Genomic DNA, 14,083 nt, shown 5'->3' with positions numbered 1-14,083 from the left:
TCGCTAGCTACCTTTGGCCTGGCCGATCCGGCGGACTGCCACGATTGGCGACTCCGCCGCCTGCTCGTCTCGCGTTTGCCGTGTCGCATCCACCGGCGTCGGCGCGATCGACCGCAGCATCGTCGGCGGGACCGCGAGCGCCTCGGCCGCAGGCCTGTATGGACGCTGCCCGAACTTGCGGCTCAGCAGCGTCCACAGCAGCAGCGGGGCTTCCCGTCCCACGTTCACGGGTTCCTGCTTGCGCCAGCCCTTCGAGGACAGCTGCACGAACAGCGACCGGCGGCGTGTTTCGCCGATGAGGTCGAGGCCGTAGCCTCGCTGGATCAGGGCCTGCATGGACACACCCCAGGTCGCCTTCAAACGCGCGTACTCCCGCAGTGTGGCGCGCTCGGAGATGTTCTCTTCGGCGCGTTCCCGCGGCATCAGCAGGGCACTCGCGAAGAGGTCGGCTTCCCGTTCCGCGTTCGCGACCCGGGGCCGGAATGTGTGGAGCACGAGATGCCCGACCTCGTGCGCGAGCGTGAACCGCTCTCGGTCGCCCTGGCTGCCTGGGAAGTACCCGATCAATGCCGGCTCACCGAGACCACCCCAGTAGGAGACGCCGAAGTGGCCGCCTGCGACCGGTTGCTCATCCGGGTCGTCGGTCAGCACGAACGGCGCCACCGCGACCCCTGATCGTTCCAGAGCCCTTGTCAGGTGCGGGATCGGCTTGTCCGGCGCGAGCCGGAGCGCTTCACGGGTCTGTGCGGCCAGTTCCTCGATGTCCTCGCGCGCCAGTTCCTCGGCTGTAGCGTAGGGCAGTGGCGGTGCCGGATAGTTCTCGGCCGCGACCAAGGCCTCGTTGACGCGGTAGCTCTCGGCGTAGAAGGTCTTTACCCGGCGAGTCAGCACCTTGCTGGCCGAGGCCCGCTTGCGGAACCGCAACGAGTCCAGAGGCACCGTCGTCGGCTGGACGGCGAAGAACCCGAACGGCGTGTCAGTCGCGTCGGCGATTGCCCGCAGTCCATCCTCGGTTGCGTCGCGTGCCGAGGTCTCCACCTGGGAAATCCACGACTGCTTCACCCCGGATATGTTCTCCAGCTGCTCCTGGGTGAGACCCAGCAGATCCCGCAGGGTCCGCAGTCGCTCACCCGGTGAAGCCGCCAGCATCGGAATCGCCCTCTTCTTCTTCGTCGTCACGGGGCAGGTCCAGCCCCAGGTCTTCGTCCGTCGGTTCGAACGACAGGTCAGCCAGCTCGTCCGCGGTCGCGGGGAGCGGGAAGTCCAGGTCGGCCTTCTGATGGTTGCCCCACTTCCACTCTCCGATCGTGCGCACAATCCGGAAGATCGGTGCGGCGGTCTCCGGGTCGATGCGCCACAGACCAAGCAGCTTGTCGCCTAGATCGCCGAACAACGGGATCATGCCAGTCAACGGAGGGTTGCTGTAGAAGGCCCTCCGCAGGAGATTTGACCCGGGCGGGGGAACTACGCCGCCGTTCGGGCTGTGCAGCATCCGGACTCGGTAGTGGTCGTCGGTAAGCCACAGCTCGCCGTTGCGCGCGTGATTGCCGACCAGTTTCCAGTCGCCGAGCTCGCCGGCGAGCTGTCGAAGACGGTGGTGAGCGAAGGCGCGAACCGTGTGCGTCCCGAACCACACGTACTCCGGGCCTTTGAGGTCAGCAAGCAGCACTTGACGACGCTGTTCCGCGAAGGTGAAGGCGTCGTGCAGAGGCTCACAGAGGTCGAGCATCGCGGACCGGATCCGCTCAGCATGGTCATGAACCATGGGCGTGATAATATCACGCCAATAGTTAACACCGCAGGTTGCGGCCCAACGTAGCGCAGTGCCCTGCAGCCGGAGGGCATCCTGGCTTGCATGTTCGGCGGAACAGACGTTGCAGGACGACAAGATCGAGAAGACTCATCGGGGAGCAGAAACGAGACAAGCGATGATGAGCTGTTCGCACGTGGCTTGCGGCGATCGGCGGCGGGGGTAGCATCGTCCGATCAGGACCCTGGCCCCCGGCTCCGGGCGAACCCGGGCGGCGGCCATGACTGAACCGGTGCCGATCATGAGCGTTTCGCAGGAGGCGGGCACCGGCCGGACGGTGGCCGGCCGGGTTTTCGCCCTGCTCAACGCGTTCTCGCAGGACCGGCCCGCGCTCCGGCTCATCGAACTGGCCGCGGCGACCGGCATGCCGGTCTCGACGGTGCACCGGATCGCGGCCGAACTGGTCGAGCTCGGGGCGCTGAAGAAGGAACGGGACGGCGTCTACCGGATCGGCCTGCGCCTGTGGGAACTGGGCTCGCTCTGCCCGGCACCGCGCACCCTGCGGGACGTGTCCTTGCCGTTCATGCAGGACCTGTACGAGGCGACAGCGGAGAACGTGCACCTCGCGGTCCGCGATGGCGACGAGGCGCTCTACCTGGAACGCGTATGGGGCCGCCGCTCGGTCGACGTCGTCAGCCGGGTGGGCGGACGCTCTCCGCTGCACGCCACCGGAGTGGGCAAGGTGCTGCTGGCGCACGCGTCGCGGGAACTGCAGGAGTCCGTGCTGGCCGCCGGCCTGAAGCGGTACACACCGCACACGATCGTGATGCCGGGCCTGCTGATGCGTTCACTGCGCGAGGTCCGCGAGACGGGCATCGCCCGGTGCGCGGAGGAGCTGTCGCTGGGCACGGTATCGGTGGCGGCTCCGATCTTCGGCCCCGATCGCCGGGTCGTCGCGGGGCTGTCGGTGGTTTCGCACACTGTCACGCACTCGCGGGCGCTGACCGTGGTCGAGCCCGCCCTGCGGCTCGCGGCGCTGTCGATTTCCCGGGAACTGGCCAAGGGCTACGAGGGTATCGGCGCAGGTGCGGAGGTCAGGCCGATCCGCCGAGCAGACCGGTGATCGTGCCCGACTCGATCTTCAGGGCGTCCGGCCGCGTCAGGTTCAGCGCGTCGACCGTCCCGAGCGGGTCGGTGTCGGCCAGTTCGAACGGGTAGTCGGTGCCGACGAGCACGTGCCCGGCTCCGAAGTCCTCGATGAGCCTGCCCAGCAGCGGGGTCGAGAAGGTGGCGGTGTCGTAGTAGAGGCGGCGCAGGTACTCGCTCGGCGGACGGGGAGTCGTCCGGGCGACCGCCTTGCGGGACCAGCCGAGGTCCAGCCTGCCGGTCAGCGCGGGCACGCAACCGCCACCGTGAGCGAGGCACAGGGTCAGGTCGTGCCGTTCGAGGACGCCGCCGAAGACCAGGCGCGCGACGGCGAGCGCGGTCTCCATCGGGTAGCCGGCGAGCTGCGGCAGCCAGTAGTCGGCGAGGCGGCCGCCGGCGGGCACGCTGTTGGGGTGCAGGAACACGAACGCGCGCCGCCGGGCGAGATACGCCCACAACGGTTCGTGCACGGGGTCGTCCAACTCCCGGCCGAGTCCCCGGGTACCGATCGCGATCCCCGCACAGCCCAGCTCCTCCAGGCAGCGACGGGCTTCGCTCACCGCGGCGGAGGTGCCCAGCGGCACGGAGCCGAGCGGGTCGAGCACGCCCCGGTGCCCGCCGAGCAACGCGACGAGTTCGTCGTTGGCCCGCCGCACGACCGGAAGGACCGTGTCCTCCTCCATGGCGTCGGCGCAGGTCACGAACGGCGGCACGGACACGAGCTGCCGGGTGACCCCGGTGCGCGCCAGGTCGCCGAGCCGCTCGCCGACGTCGTACTGAGCGGCGGGCAGGGGAATCGGGGCGTCCTCCGGCATTCCGGAGACGACTGGGTCGATCCGGACCACCCCGTCGCCGACGTCGGCGAGCCCCTGGCCCGCCAGCCAGGTCAACAGCGGCATCGGCAAGGCGTGGGTGTGCACGTCGACCACGACGCGCGGGCTCATTCCGGCCTCCTGCGATCGATCCGCCCCATGACGTCGCGAGGCAGCCCGCCCGGGACGAACCTCACCGTCTCCGGACCGGCGGCGAGTACCCCGATGGGTCGCCCGGTCCGCGCCAGGATCTCCGCCTCGATGTCGGCGGGGCACACGTAGGCGCCGCCGACCCGCAGCACGTGCTGGACGCGGTCGACGTAATGCAGGTAGCCGTCGTCGTCGAAACGGCAGACGTCTCCCGTGCGCAGCCATCCGTCGTGGACCGGCGACCCGGGGGGAAACGCGTAGGACGAGGCGGTGTTCGGCCCGCGCACCCACAACTCGCCGGCGTGCCCGGCCGGGAGCGGCGTGCCGTCCGGGCCGCTGATCCGGATCTCGGTGCCGGGGAACGGCCGCCCCAGCGACGAGCGCCGGTCGCCGCCGTGGTCGGCCGGGCTGCTCCACGCGATCGTCTTCGGCACCTCCACCTGCCCGAACACCTGGCACAGCACCTCGCCGAAGAGCACATGTGCGCGGTCCACCTCGTCACTTGTGAGCGAAGCGCCGCTGTAGATCACGAGCGTCACGTCCGACCAGTCGACACCGCCGGATCGCGGATGGTTCAGCACGGCACGCAACACCGGCGGCATCATCATCAGGACCGTGGGGTGGTACTCGATCACGGCGTCCAGTACCGAGTCCACATCGGACCGCTCGGGGATGATGAACGTCCCGCCCAGCGACAAGGTCGGCGCCACCATGTTGCCGAACCCGCCCGACACCGGCTCCGGGCACAGCACGCGCGGGTGGTCCGGCCACGGCAGCGTGTCGCGAAGCATGATCGCGACCGCGCCCAGCGCGCCGCTCGAGAGCTCCACGCCCTTGACCGGTCCGGTGGTGCCGGAGGTGAAGGCCAGCCTCACCACCGTGTCCGCGGATGCCACCGCGACCGGGCCGCCCGGCGCGGGTATGTCGACGTCGGTCAGCACGGTGGCGGCGCCGATCAGGTCGAGCCGCTCGGCGATCCCGGCTTCCGACAGCGTCCCCGGTGGAATCGCGGCCGACCGGCAGCCCGCGACGTAGCAGGCGGCGTTCACGAGCCACTGCAGCGGATCGTTCCGGCGGATCTGCACCACGGTGTCGCCAGGTGGCAGCTTCGCCAGCAGCTCGACCAGCCCGAGCACCCGCTCTTCGGTGTCCCGGTAGGACAACGCGGTGCCCGCGTGCACGAACGCCACCCTGTGCGGGTGTGCCCGCAGCGCGTCGAGGACCAGCTCCCCGATCGGTGTCACAGGCGCTCATCCGGCATGACCGTGCCGCACGCCTTGCAGGTCCTGGCGGCCACGTCGCCGTAGAAACGCTGATAGGCGCCCGCGACCGGATCCGTGCGGTAGTCACTGACATGCACGGCTTCCTCGTGCAGGAACTCGTCGCATCCGGGACAGAACCAGCGGAACCGGTCCAGCTCACCGGGACGGCGCAGCCGCTCGATCACCAGCACGAAGGCGTCCGGCTCGAACCGGGGTGAGTGCGCGATGCCGGTAGGAGTGAAGATGGTGCCGCCCTCGGGAATCACCGCGATGTCCGAACCGCCCTCAGGCTTGCGGTAGTGCAGATCCATCGACCCTCGCACCATGAACATCACCTCGTCGCTCGGGTTCAGGTGGAACTCGCTGCGGTACTCGCGGCCGCGGGCGAGGAACGCGAGCGACTCGCTCTCCTGCCAGAGCACCTTGACCCGTTTGCCGCTCTCCCGCAGCCCATCGGCTGCCTTGTGCAACTCCACGATGGGCATCTGGCTGGGGTGCATCGGTTCTACCTCCTAGTCGAGCCGGCCGGTGTCGTGGACGACCCGTCCGTCCATCACGGTCATCAGCGTCGTCGTCGAGCGAGGATCGGCGGCGGCGAACGGATCGGTGTCGAGGACGGCGAGATCGGCGAGCAAGCCCGGCGCGATCCTGCCTTTGCTCGCCCACTCACCGGTGTGCGCCGCACCTGAGGTCGTGTATAGGCCCACGGCCTCGCGGCGGGTGATCGCCTGCGCGGCACCCACGGCCCGGCCGCCGATGTCGTGCCGTGTCGCCATGGCATGGATGTTCTGCCACGGGTCGAGGTCGTTGACCGGGTAGTCGGTCCCCGCCGCGACGCCGTCCGGGCCGAGTCCGTCGACCAGGTCCCGTAGCGGCACCGCGCCGTCGGCTCGCTCGTCACCGAGATGCCCGGCGATCGCGTCCCGGTTGCGCCACAGGAACGGAACCTGCGCGGCGACCCGCACTCCCAGCGCCCGCGCGCGGTCGATCTGGTCGCGCTGGATGAGACTGGCGTGGATGAGCACGTCCGGCAGCGCGAGACCGGCGCGTGTGGCCTCGTAGACGTCGAGCGCGAGGTCGATCGCGGCGTCGCCCACGACATGTGTGCCGACCGCCCAGCCGGCGCGATGCGCGGCGTCGACCAGGTCGGTCAGGCGGGCGCGGTGGACGAACAGTTCGCCTCGGTAACCGGCATCGGTCCGGTAGGGGGTCCGGGTGGCCGCGGTACCGAGCGTCATACCGCCGTCGACCTGGAGCTTGATTCCCCGTGTCAGGTATCTGTCGCCGACAGGTTTCGGCGGGCCCCCGGCGAGCAGGTCGCGCCACTCGGCCACGGTCACCGACGGGTTCAGCTCCCCGCTCGGCGTGACCATCGCCGCCACCCGGACCGTCGAGGCATCCGACTCGGCCAGTTCCCGCAAAACGTCCACATCGGACGGTGGCAGCGCCCCCGCGACCACCGAGGTGATTCCGTGTTCGTTGAGCGCCCGCATCGCGGCCGACAGCTGCCTCGCCCGTTCCCCGGACGTCCACTCCGGCACCACCTTGGCGATCGTGTGCACGTCGCCTTCGACGAGGCGGCCGTCGTGCCCGTCCGGGGCGATGCCCGCGAGCCGCAACGCCGCGGTGCTGACCGACGCCGCATGCCCCTCCGGCAGGAAGACCGGCCTGCCGGCGGCGGCACGGTCCAGCTCCTGCCGGGTCGGTGCCCGTCCCTCGGCGAGCTGCAAGACCGGGTTCCACAACTGCCCCTGCACCCACGCGCCCGGCGCGCGGTCCGCCGCCAGCTCGGCCACCCGGTCCAGGGCGGCGTCGAGTGTGCGGATCCCGGCGAAGGACACGGCGTGTCCCGCCATACCCGCATGTTCGAAATGACAGTGCGAGTCGATCAATCCGGGGATCACGGTGCTCCCGGACAGCCGCACGACCCGTGTCGACGGGCCCGCCAGTGCCGCGATGTCGGCGGTGGCTCCGACCGCGGAGACCCGGCCATCGGTGACCGCGACGGCCTCGGCGACCTCCGGGCCTGCCGTGTCCATCGTGTACACCCGGCCGCCGAGCAGCACGAGTTCGGTCATGGCCGGATCACGGCCGCGATACATTCGACCTCCACCTGCACACCGGTGCGGTGCGGCGTCGCGACGACCGTCGTCCTGGCCGGGAAATGCGGGGCGCCCTCGAAAAACTCCCGGTAGACCGCGTTGAACGCCGGGAAGTTCTCCACGTCCCGCACGAAACAGGTGCACTTGAGGATCGTCTCGCGGCCGCCGCCCGCCGCCTCCACCACCGACACCAGATTGGCCAGTGTCTGCTTCACCTGCGTGGCGAAGTCGTCGGAGACGATCGTGCGGGTCTCCGGATCCAGTGGCCCGGTGCCCGAACAGTAGATGGTGTCACCGTGGACGATCGCCTGCGACAACGGCGCGGCGGTGCCGGTGGAGAAGCCCACGGTGGGCGCGTTGCGAGTGCTGACTGCGCGGATCTCGGTCATCTCTGCTCCTTGCGGGTCTCGGGCGACGGTCACGATGCGGCGATCTCCATGACGACGGCCTTCGGCTCGGTGAAGAACTCCCGGCTGTAAGCGCCACCCTCGCGGCCGACACCGGAGTCCTTCGCCCCTCCGAAGGGCGCACGCAGGTCCCTCACGAAGAAGCAATTCGCCCAGACGGTGCCGACCCGCAGCGCGCGTGCGACGCGATGGGCACGGGACAGGTCCTGGGTGAACACCATGGCGTTCAGACCGTAGGGCGTGTCGTTGGCCGCTGCCACCGCGTCGGCCTCACCGTCGAACGGCAGCACCACGACGACCGGGCCGAAGATCTCCTCCTGGGTTATCCGGTCCCGCTGGCCCGCGCCGACCACGACGGTCGGCCGCACCGCCCAGCCGTCGCCGACACCTCCGGTGTGCAAGCGGGCGCCGCCCGCGGTCGCGATCCCGAGGTATCCGGCGACCTTGTCGAAGTGTTCCCGCGAGGACAGCGGACCGATCTCGGTCGCCGGGTCCTTCGGGTCGCCCAGCACCATGGCGTCGGCGGCGGCGGTGAACCTGGCCAGGAACTCGTCGTAGACCTCCCGCTGCACGTACAGCCTGCTGCCGGCCAGGCACACCTGGCCCGAGTTGCCGAACACCGCCTGGATCGCCCAGCGGACCGCGTGGTCGAGGTCGGCGTCGGCGAACACGACGTTGGCGCCCTTGCCACCCAGTTCCAAACTGACCGGGGTCAGGTTCGCCGCCGCCGCGCGGGAGATCAGCCTTCCCGTGGCCGACTCCCCGGTGAAGGTGATCCGGTCGACGTCCGGCGACTCGGTCAGCGCCTGGCCTACCGAGTCCGGCCCGTATCCGTGCACCACGTTCAGCACGCCGGGCGGGAGTCCGGCTTCGAGAGCCAGCCGCGCCAGTATCGTCGCGGACGCCGGTGACTGCTCGGCCGGTTTGAGCACCACTGTGTTGCCCCAGGCCAGAGCCGGCGCCACCTTCCAGCTCGCCATCATCAGCGGAAAGTTCCACGGCGCGATGGCCGCTACCACTCCGGCCGGGTCGTACTGGGTGTAGGCGTGGTGCCCGTCCGGCATGGGGAACGTCTCGGCGGGTGTGATCCGCGAGTGGTCGGCGAAGAACCGGAAGTTCCGTGCGGCCCGGGGCACGTCGTGGCCCGCGGTCTGGCCGATCGGCTTGCCCATGTCCGTGGTGTCGGCCAGCGCCAGCTCGTCGGCGTGCGCGAGGAGCAGGTCCGCGAGGCGATGCAGGATCTCACCGCGGTCGGCGAAGCTCATCCGCGGCCAGGGTCCGTCGTCGAAAGCCTGCCGGGCGGCGTGGATCGCACGCCGCGCGTCGCCCGCCGAGCCGAGCGCGACCGTCGCCCAAGGCGACCTCGTCCACGGGTCCACGGACTCGAAGGTCGTCCCGTCCGCCGAGGCGACCTCCTCGCCCGCGATGATGTGCCCGAAGGATTCCACCGCACGTCCTCCTCTTCCTCGGTGTGTCACCAGCTTCCGCCGACCGGCCGGATGTGCACAATGGACCGTTTCCGTCCACCGGAAACGCGGATCACCGGCCGCGCACCGACCGGGACCACTCCCCCATCCGCCGGGTGAATTCGGGCGAGCGCACCGCGCACAACTGTGCTTCGATCTCGGCGTCGATCGCGTCCTGGAATCCGCCGGCCGAACCGGCGATAAGGCGTTTCGTGGCTGCCGCGGCCGCGGGCTCGGCGTCGGCCAGCGGTACGGCCCGTGCCAGCGCCTCGTCGAGCGGACCCGGGACCACAGCGTCGAGCAACCCGATTCGCAGCGCCTCCTCCGCGGCGACCTTGCGCGCGGACAAGGCGATCTCGGTCGCCCGTGCCTGCCCGACGGCTCTGGCGAGCAACCAGGAGACACCCCAGTCGGGAACGAGCGCCATCCGGATGAACGGGCTCGCGAACACCGCCTCCGGCGAGCCGATCCGCAGGTCGCAAGCGAGCGCCAAGGCCATCCCCGCGCCGACCGCCGCGCCGTCGACGGCGGCCACCGTCGGAGCCCGGAACTCCAGCAGCAGCCGGGCCGTGGCGAACTCGCGCTCCATGCGCGCCCGGCCTTCCTCCGGGCTTTCCCCATCCGAGGCGGCGATCGCGTCCAGGTCCCCGCCCGCGCAGAACGCCCCACCCCGGCCGGACACCACCAGCGCCCGCACCCGATCGTCGGCGGCCAACCCGGTCAGCACCCCGGGGAGCCCGTCGAGCAGCGCACGGTCCAGCGCGTTGCGACGATGCGGCCGGTCCAGCTCCAGCAGGGCGATCCCGTCGGCCGGAAACGTCACCCGCAGTCCCTGTATGTCCATCCGGCGAGCCGACCCGAACCGGGGCCGGACCGCCAGAGTCTGTTCTCATCCACCGGAAATCCGCGGTGGTCAGCCTTGCGCGCCCGGCGGATGATCGCGAACGACGTCGACCTTGTGGAGGAACTCGTGACCCAGCAGCTCAGCGGTAAGACGGCGATCGTGACCGGAGCGGCGTCGGGTATCGGCCGGGCGACCGCGGCCCTGTTCGCCGCACGCGGCGCGGTCGTGCTCGCGGTCGACCGCGACGAGCACGGGCTCGCCGGGTTACGCACGGAAGCCCGCGCGGCCGGGGCCGAGGTGAGGACACTCGCCGTGGACCTCACCGCCGAGGGTGCGGCCGAGCAGGTGTTCGAACACTGTGCGGCGGACGTCGGCACGCCGGACGTGCTCGCCAACATCGCGGGCAAGGCCGGAGACGCCCCCGCGGGCGAGACATCGGACGCGGACTTCGAGTTCTTCCTGAAGACGAACCTGGGTACCGCGTTCGCGCTCAGCAGGCGCGCGGTGCACGCCTTCGGTGACCGTGGCGGCGCGATCGTCAACACCTCTTCCACGTTCGCGCTGACCGGAGTCGCGGGCTCCGCGCCGTACTCCGCGGCCAAGGGCGCGGTCACCAGCCTCACCCGGCAGATGGCCGCCGACTACGGCAGGCGCGGTATCCGCGTCAACGCGGTGGCGCCCGGTCTGATCGAGACCCCCGCGACCCGGGAGAAGATCGCCGCCGGCGTCTTCGACGACCTCGTGACCCGCGCCCGCCCGCTGCCGAGGGTCGGCCGCCCGATCGACATCGCCCACGTCTTCGCGTTCCTCGCCTCCGACGACGCGGCCTTCATCACCGGCGTCACCATCCCGGTCTGTGGCGGATGGAGCACCACCCACTTCCGGGACTGAACGCGAACGAACGGGGCCGCGACGGTCGTCGCGGCCCCGTTCGTTCTCAGCGGGAGCGGCGCTCCGCGATGGTCTCGTCGTTCGCCGCCCAGTGCGTCGGCGGCAGCTCACGCACCAGTACCCGCACCGACTCTCCCGGCACTCCCAAACTCGCCACCGCGGCGGCGTGCACCGCCGTGATGAGCCCGCGTAATTCCGCGTCGGTCCGGCCTGCCACCAGTGATACGTCGATGATCGGCATCCTGCCCTCAGCCCTCCCGCCGTACCGCGACGTCTTCGGTGGCATCCGCGGAGGTATCACCGGCCAGGCGGACATCCGCCAGGTCGACGCCCTGGGTCTCGGGCAAGGTGAACAGCAGGATCACCAGCCCCAGCGCCATCGCACCGACCGGGTACCACAGCGCGGTGGTGAAACTGCCCACCTCGGCGCCGATCGCCGTCATCGTCGCGGGCAGCAACCCGCCGAACAGCCCGACGCCGAGCTGGTAGGGCACCGACAGCGCGGTCGCGCGGATCCTCGTCGGGAACACCTCCGCCATCGCCGTCGCGGCGGGCCCCTGAGCCATCTGCGCGAGAGCGACCAACGCCAGCAACAACAGCGCGACCCCGAGCACCGGGCCGGTGAAGAAACCGCCGATCCCTTCGGCCTTGATCGTGGTCCCCGACCCGCCCACCGGATACCCGGCGCCCTTGATCGCGGCCACGAGATCCTGCCGCAGCGACGGACCGCCCGCGATCTCGGTGCCGTCCACCACGACGGTCGTGGGACCGGTGACGTCCTGCCGGTCGAAGGTGACCGAGTTGGCCTGCAGCACGTTGCGAGCCTGGTCGCAGTCCGACGTGAACTTCGCCGTGCCCGCGGGGTTGAACTGGAACGAACAGTCGGCAGGGTCGGCCTTGATGACCACGGAGACCTTGTCCTGCGCCGCCGCGAGCGCCGGATTCGCGATCGAGGTGATCCCGTTCGTGATGGGGAAGGCGAGCAGTGCGGCGAGCCCCAGCCCGGCGAAGAGCAGTGGCCGCCTGCCGACCCGGTCGGTCAGCCAGCACACGAGCACACACAGGAAGAACCCGGCCAGCATGACCACCATGTAGATGGCGTTCACCGTGAACGAGTCGGCCTTCAGGTAGGTCTTCATCGTGGTGAGCATGTACACGGTGGACAGGTAACCGATGAACGACTGCGCCGCGGCCATCACGAACACGATCGCGATCATCCGCACCCGGGCCCGAGACCCGAACGCCTCCCGCAGGGGTGCCTTGGTCGTCGTGCCCTCCTGTTTCATCTTAAGGAACAGCGGGCTCTCGTTGAGCTTGGTGCGGATCCATACCGACAGCGCCAGCGGCACCACCGAGATGAGGAACGGCACCCGCCAGCCCCACGAGTCGTAGGCCGCGGCGCCCACAATGGACTCGACGACGATCTGGACGCCCAAAGACAGGCTGAAGGCGAGCGCGGTGGTGCCGGTCAGCCAGCCGACGAAGAACGAGCGCTGCTTCGCCGGCGCGTACTCCGAAACGTAGGTGACCGCCGCCCCGAACTCGCCGCTCACCGCGAGCCCCTGCAGAATGCGGCACGTCACCAACAGGATCGGCGCCGCGATGCCGATCTGGTCCGCGGTCGGCAACACCCCGACCGCCACGGTCGACACGCCCATGATCACCAAGGTCATCAGGAACACGATCTTGCGTCCGACCAGGTCGGTGATCCGCGCGAACACCACCGCGCCGATCGGCCGGACCACGAACCCGGCGGCGAACGTGAGCAACGCGAACACCGTCTGCGCCGCCGGGCCGTATCCGCTGAAGAACTTGCTGCCGATCACCGGGACCAGCGCGCCGTAGAGGAAGAAGTCGTACCACTCGAACGCCGTGCCGACGGCCGACGCACCGACGACCTTGAGCTCCTGTTTGTTCATCGACGGTCTCCTCGAGCCAGCCGGGCCGTCCACCAGGTAGCGGGCGGCGGAATGGAGCGACCGTAGGTCCGCCTGTGGCGAGAACAACGCGCCGATTTCCGCTGGCCGGAAACGGCACCTGGAGTTACCTGGTCGAAACTTCCACAGTGGAATCATGACCGTGAGCACGTGGACAGTCGAGCGGGCCGTCGAAGAATTGCGGGCAGCCGAGACCGGCCGCACCGCCCGCCGGCCGATCACCGACGACTGGCCGGAGCTGGACCTCGCCACCGCCTACCAGGTGCAGACCGCCCTCGTCGCCGCCCGCGGCGCACGAGTCATCGGTGTCAAGCTGGGCCTCACCTCCCGCGCCAAACAGCAACGAATGGGCATCGACGCCCCGCTCACCGGCTGGCTCACCGAGGACATGGCCGTGGAGGCGGGCATCCCGATCCCCGCGGGCGAACTGATCCACCCGCGCGTCGAACCGGAAATCGTCTTCACCCTCGGCACCCGCCTCGCGGGCCCAGGCGTCACCCCCGCGACCGCCATGGCGGCGGTACGCACGGTCTCAGCCGGACTCGAAGTGATCGACAGCCGCTACCGCGACTTCCGCTTCACCCTCCCTGACGTCGTGGCCGACAACGCGTCCTCGGCACGCTTCGTACTCGGCGACGTGACCCGCGAACCCGGCACTCTCGACCTCGGCCTGGAAGCCTGCGTTTTGCGCGTCGACGGCGAGTTCGCGGACACGGCCACCGGTGCCGCCGTCCAGGGGCATCCCGCGAACGCGCTCGCGCTGGCCGCCAACGCCCTCGCGGAACGCGGTCTCGCCCTCGAGGAGGGCTGGCACGTCCTCACCGGCGGCCTCACGGACGCCATCCCATTCCGGCCCGGACACACCGTCACCGCGGAATTCACCCACCTCGGCACCGTGACACTGCGCTGACGGCAAGCACCTCGTCGGATTCGCAACGGGAATCCGGCCCCGAAAACGCGTGAAGTTTGCCCCTTTAGTCCTGCTCGTGCCGGAGCCGGGCATGACTGAGCCGACGCCTGCCTACACTCCTGCGCAGGACTCACCAAGTTCTGCCGTCCAGGGTTACAGCTGACTCTGTGGCCGAATCCTTTGATCGTCATGGCTCGTACCGGGCTTGGATCGTCATCACGGATGTGGGGTGCTGACTTGAGATGGCAACGGCTTCGACCGTATGTCCCCGTCCGCGAACTGCGGGACCGCCGGCTCCCGACGACGTGAATGCGGCTTTCCTGTCAACAAGGGCCGGGTATTGTCACGGACACTCACTTGGTGTCGTTGTCGCAGTTGACAAGCCTTGACAGGCGAAATCATCGAC

14 protein-coding genes are annotated in these 14,083 nt (G+C 69.8%); 3 read left to right on the top strand and 11 right to left on the bottom strand.

What is annotated here, in order from left to right:
- Positions 1-3: 3 nt before the first annotated feature.
- Together MJQ72_RS19690 and MJQ72_RS19685 are read right to left on the bottom strand one after the other, a co-directional pair.
- Positions 4-1,179 carry an ImmA/IrrE family metallo-endopeptidase gene (locus tag MJQ72_RS19690; protein ID WP_240600826.1) on the bottom strand — a complete coding sequence of 392 codons (1,176 nt, stop codon included), beginning with the start codon at positions 1,177-1,179 and terminating at the stop codon, positions 4-6.
- Positions 1,127-1,765 (bottom strand): hypothetical protein, encoded by a 639-nt coding sequence (locus MJQ72_RS19685; RefSeq protein WP_240600825.1) that lies wholly within the window; start codon positions 1,763-1,765, stop codon positions 1,127-1,129. The genes MJQ72_RS19690 and MJQ72_RS19685 overlap by 53 nt, the downstream gene beginning before the upstream one ends.
- Before the next feature lie 286 nt (positions 1,766-2,051).
- Between MJQ72_RS19685 and MJQ72_RS19680 the strand changes: the two genes are divergently transcribed.
- Positions 2,052-2,873, top strand: coding sequence for an IclR family transcriptional regulator (locus MJQ72_RS19680; RefSeq protein WP_240600824.1), 822 nt, complete (start codon positions 2,052-2,054; stop codon positions 2,871-2,873).
- On the opposite strand, the gene MJQ72_RS19675 is transcribed toward MJQ72_RS19680, so the two are convergent.
- The 7 genes from MJQ72_RS19675 to MJQ72_RS19645 all read right to left on the bottom strand — a co-directional run bounded on the left by MJQ72_RS19675 (position 2,845) and on the right by MJQ72_RS19645 (position 9,939).
- Positions 2,845-3,840 (bottom strand): amidohydrolase family protein, encoded by a 996-nt coding sequence (locus tag MJQ72_RS19675; RefSeq protein ID WP_240600823.1) that lies wholly within the window; start codon positions 3,838-3,840, stop codon positions 2,845-2,847. The two genes, MJQ72_RS19680 and MJQ72_RS19675, sit on opposite strands and share 29 nt — an antisense overlap.
- Entirely contained in the window at positions 3,837-5,102 is a 1,266-nt protein-coding gene (locus MJQ72_RS19670; RefSeq protein ID WP_240600822.1) for a class I adenylate-forming enzyme family protein, read from the bottom strand. Before MJQ72_RS19670 ends, MJQ72_RS19675 begins: the two co-directional genes overlap by 4 nt.
- The gene (locus MJQ72_RS19665) at positions 5,099-5,620 is read right to left on the bottom strand and encodes a 3-hydroxybutyryl-CoA dehydratase (protein WP_240600821.1); all 522 of its coding nucleotides are present in this window, start codon (positions 5,618-5,620) and stop codon (positions 5,099-5,101) included. The genes MJQ72_RS19670 and MJQ72_RS19665 overlap by 4 nt, the downstream gene beginning before the upstream one ends.
- A 12-nt stretch (positions 5,621-5,632) precedes the next feature.
- On the bottom strand, positions 5,633-7,198 hold the full coding sequence (locus MJQ72_RS19660; protein ID WP_240600820.1) for an amidohydrolase: 1,566 nt from the start codon (positions 7,196-7,198) through the stop codon (positions 5,633-5,635).
- The gene (locus MJQ72_RS19655; protein ID WP_240600819.1) at positions 7,195-7,611 is read right to left on the bottom strand and encodes a RidA family protein; all 417 of its coding nucleotides are present in this window, start codon (positions 7,609-7,611) and stop codon (positions 7,195-7,197) included. The genes MJQ72_RS19660 and MJQ72_RS19655 overlap by 4 nt, the downstream gene beginning before the upstream one ends.
- A gap of 29 nt (positions 7,612-7,640) precedes the next feature.
- Positions 7,641-9,077, bottom strand: coding sequence for an aldehyde dehydrogenase (locus MJQ72_RS19650; protein WP_240600818.1), 1,437 nt, complete (start codon positions 9,075-9,077; stop codon positions 7,641-7,643).
- A 91-nt stretch (positions 9,078-9,168) separates the two neighbouring features.
- Positions 9,169-9,939 (bottom strand): enoyl-CoA hydratase/isomerase family protein, encoded by a 771-nt coding sequence (locus tag MJQ72_RS19645; RefSeq protein ID WP_240600817.1) that lies wholly within the window; start codon positions 9,937-9,939, stop codon positions 9,169-9,171.
- A 75-nt stretch (positions 9,940-10,014) separates the two neighbouring features.
- On the opposite strand from MJQ72_RS19645, the gene MJQ72_RS19640 reads away from it, so the two are divergent.
- On the top strand, positions 10,015-10,830 hold the full coding sequence (locus MJQ72_RS19640) for an SDR family NAD(P)-dependent oxidoreductase (RefSeq protein WP_240600816.1): 816 nt from the start codon (positions 10,015-10,017) through the stop codon (positions 10,828-10,830).
- A gap of 46 nt (positions 10,831-10,876) precedes the next feature.
- Here MJQ72_RS19640 and MJQ72_RS19635 read toward each other — a convergent pair whose 3' ends face one another.
- Positions 10,877-11,071 (bottom strand): tautomerase family protein, encoded by a 195-nt coding sequence (locus tag MJQ72_RS19635; RefSeq protein WP_240600815.1) that lies wholly within the window; start codon positions 11,069-11,071, stop codon positions 10,877-10,879.
- Between the two features lie 7 nt (positions 11,072-11,078).
- Positions 11,079-12,749 (bottom strand): MFS transporter, encoded by a 1,671-nt coding sequence (locus MJQ72_RS19630; protein ID WP_240600814.1) that lies wholly within the window; start codon positions 12,747-12,749, stop codon positions 11,079-11,081.
- Between the two features lie 154 nt (positions 12,750-12,903).
- Between MJQ72_RS19630 and MJQ72_RS19625 the strand changes: the two genes are divergently transcribed.
- Entirely contained in the window at positions 12,904-13,677 is a 774-nt protein-coding gene (locus tag MJQ72_RS19625) for a 2-keto-4-pentenoate hydratase (RefSeq protein ID WP_240600813.1), read from the top strand.
- Positions 13,678-14,083: the final 406 nt, after the last annotated feature.

This window comes from Amycolatopsis sp. EV170708-02-1 (assembly GCF_022479115.1).
In the GTDB taxonomy this organism is placed as follows: Bacteria; Actinomycetota; Actinomycetes; order Mycobacteriales; family Pseudonocardiaceae; genus Amycolatopsis.
This window is presented reverse-complemented; position numbering and strand designations above follow the sequence as displayed.

Excerpts from the sequence above, each read along its gene's own strand:
- MJQ72_RS19665 (WP_240600821.1), bottom strand. The coding sequence starts at position 5,620 with ATGCACCCCAGCCAGATGCCCATCGTGGAGTTGCACAAGGCAGCCGAT.
- MJQ72_RS19625 (WP_240600813.1), top strand. The coding sequence starts at position 12,904 with ATGACCGTGAGCACGTGGACAGTCGAGCGGGCCGTCGAAGAATTGCGG.
- MJQ72_RS19660 (WP_240600820.1), bottom strand. The coding sequence starts at position 7,198 with ATGACCGAACTCGTGCTGCTCGGCGGCCGGGTGTACACGATGGACACG.
- MJQ72_RS19635 (WP_240600815.1), bottom strand. The coding sequence starts at position 11,071 with ATGCCGATCATCGACGTATCACTGGTGGCAGGCCGGACCGACGCGGAA.
- MJQ72_RS19685 (WP_240600825.1), bottom strand. The coding sequence starts at position 1,765 with ATGGTTCATGACCATGCTGAGCGGATCCGGTCCGCGATGCTCGACCTC.
- MJQ72_RS19630 (WP_240600814.1), bottom strand. The coding sequence starts at position 12,749 with ATGAACAAACAGGAGCTCAAGGTCGTCGGTGCGTCGGCCGTCGGCACG.
- MJQ72_RS19675 (WP_240600823.1), bottom strand. The coding sequence starts at position 3,840 with ATGAGCCCGCGCGTCGTGGTCGACGTGCACACCCACGCCTTGCCGATG.
- MJQ72_RS19680 (WP_240600824.1), top strand. The coding sequence starts at position 2,052 with ATGAGCGTTTCGCAGGAGGCGGGCACCGGCCGGACGGTGGCCGGCCGG.
- MJQ72_RS19645 (WP_240600817.1), bottom strand. The coding sequence starts at position 9,939 with ATGGACATACAGGGACTGCGGGTGACGTTTCCGGCCGACGGGATCGCC.
- MJQ72_RS19655 (WP_240600819.1), bottom strand. The coding sequence starts at position 7,611 with ATGACCGAGATCCGCGCAGTCAGCACTCGCAACGCGCCCACCGTGGGC.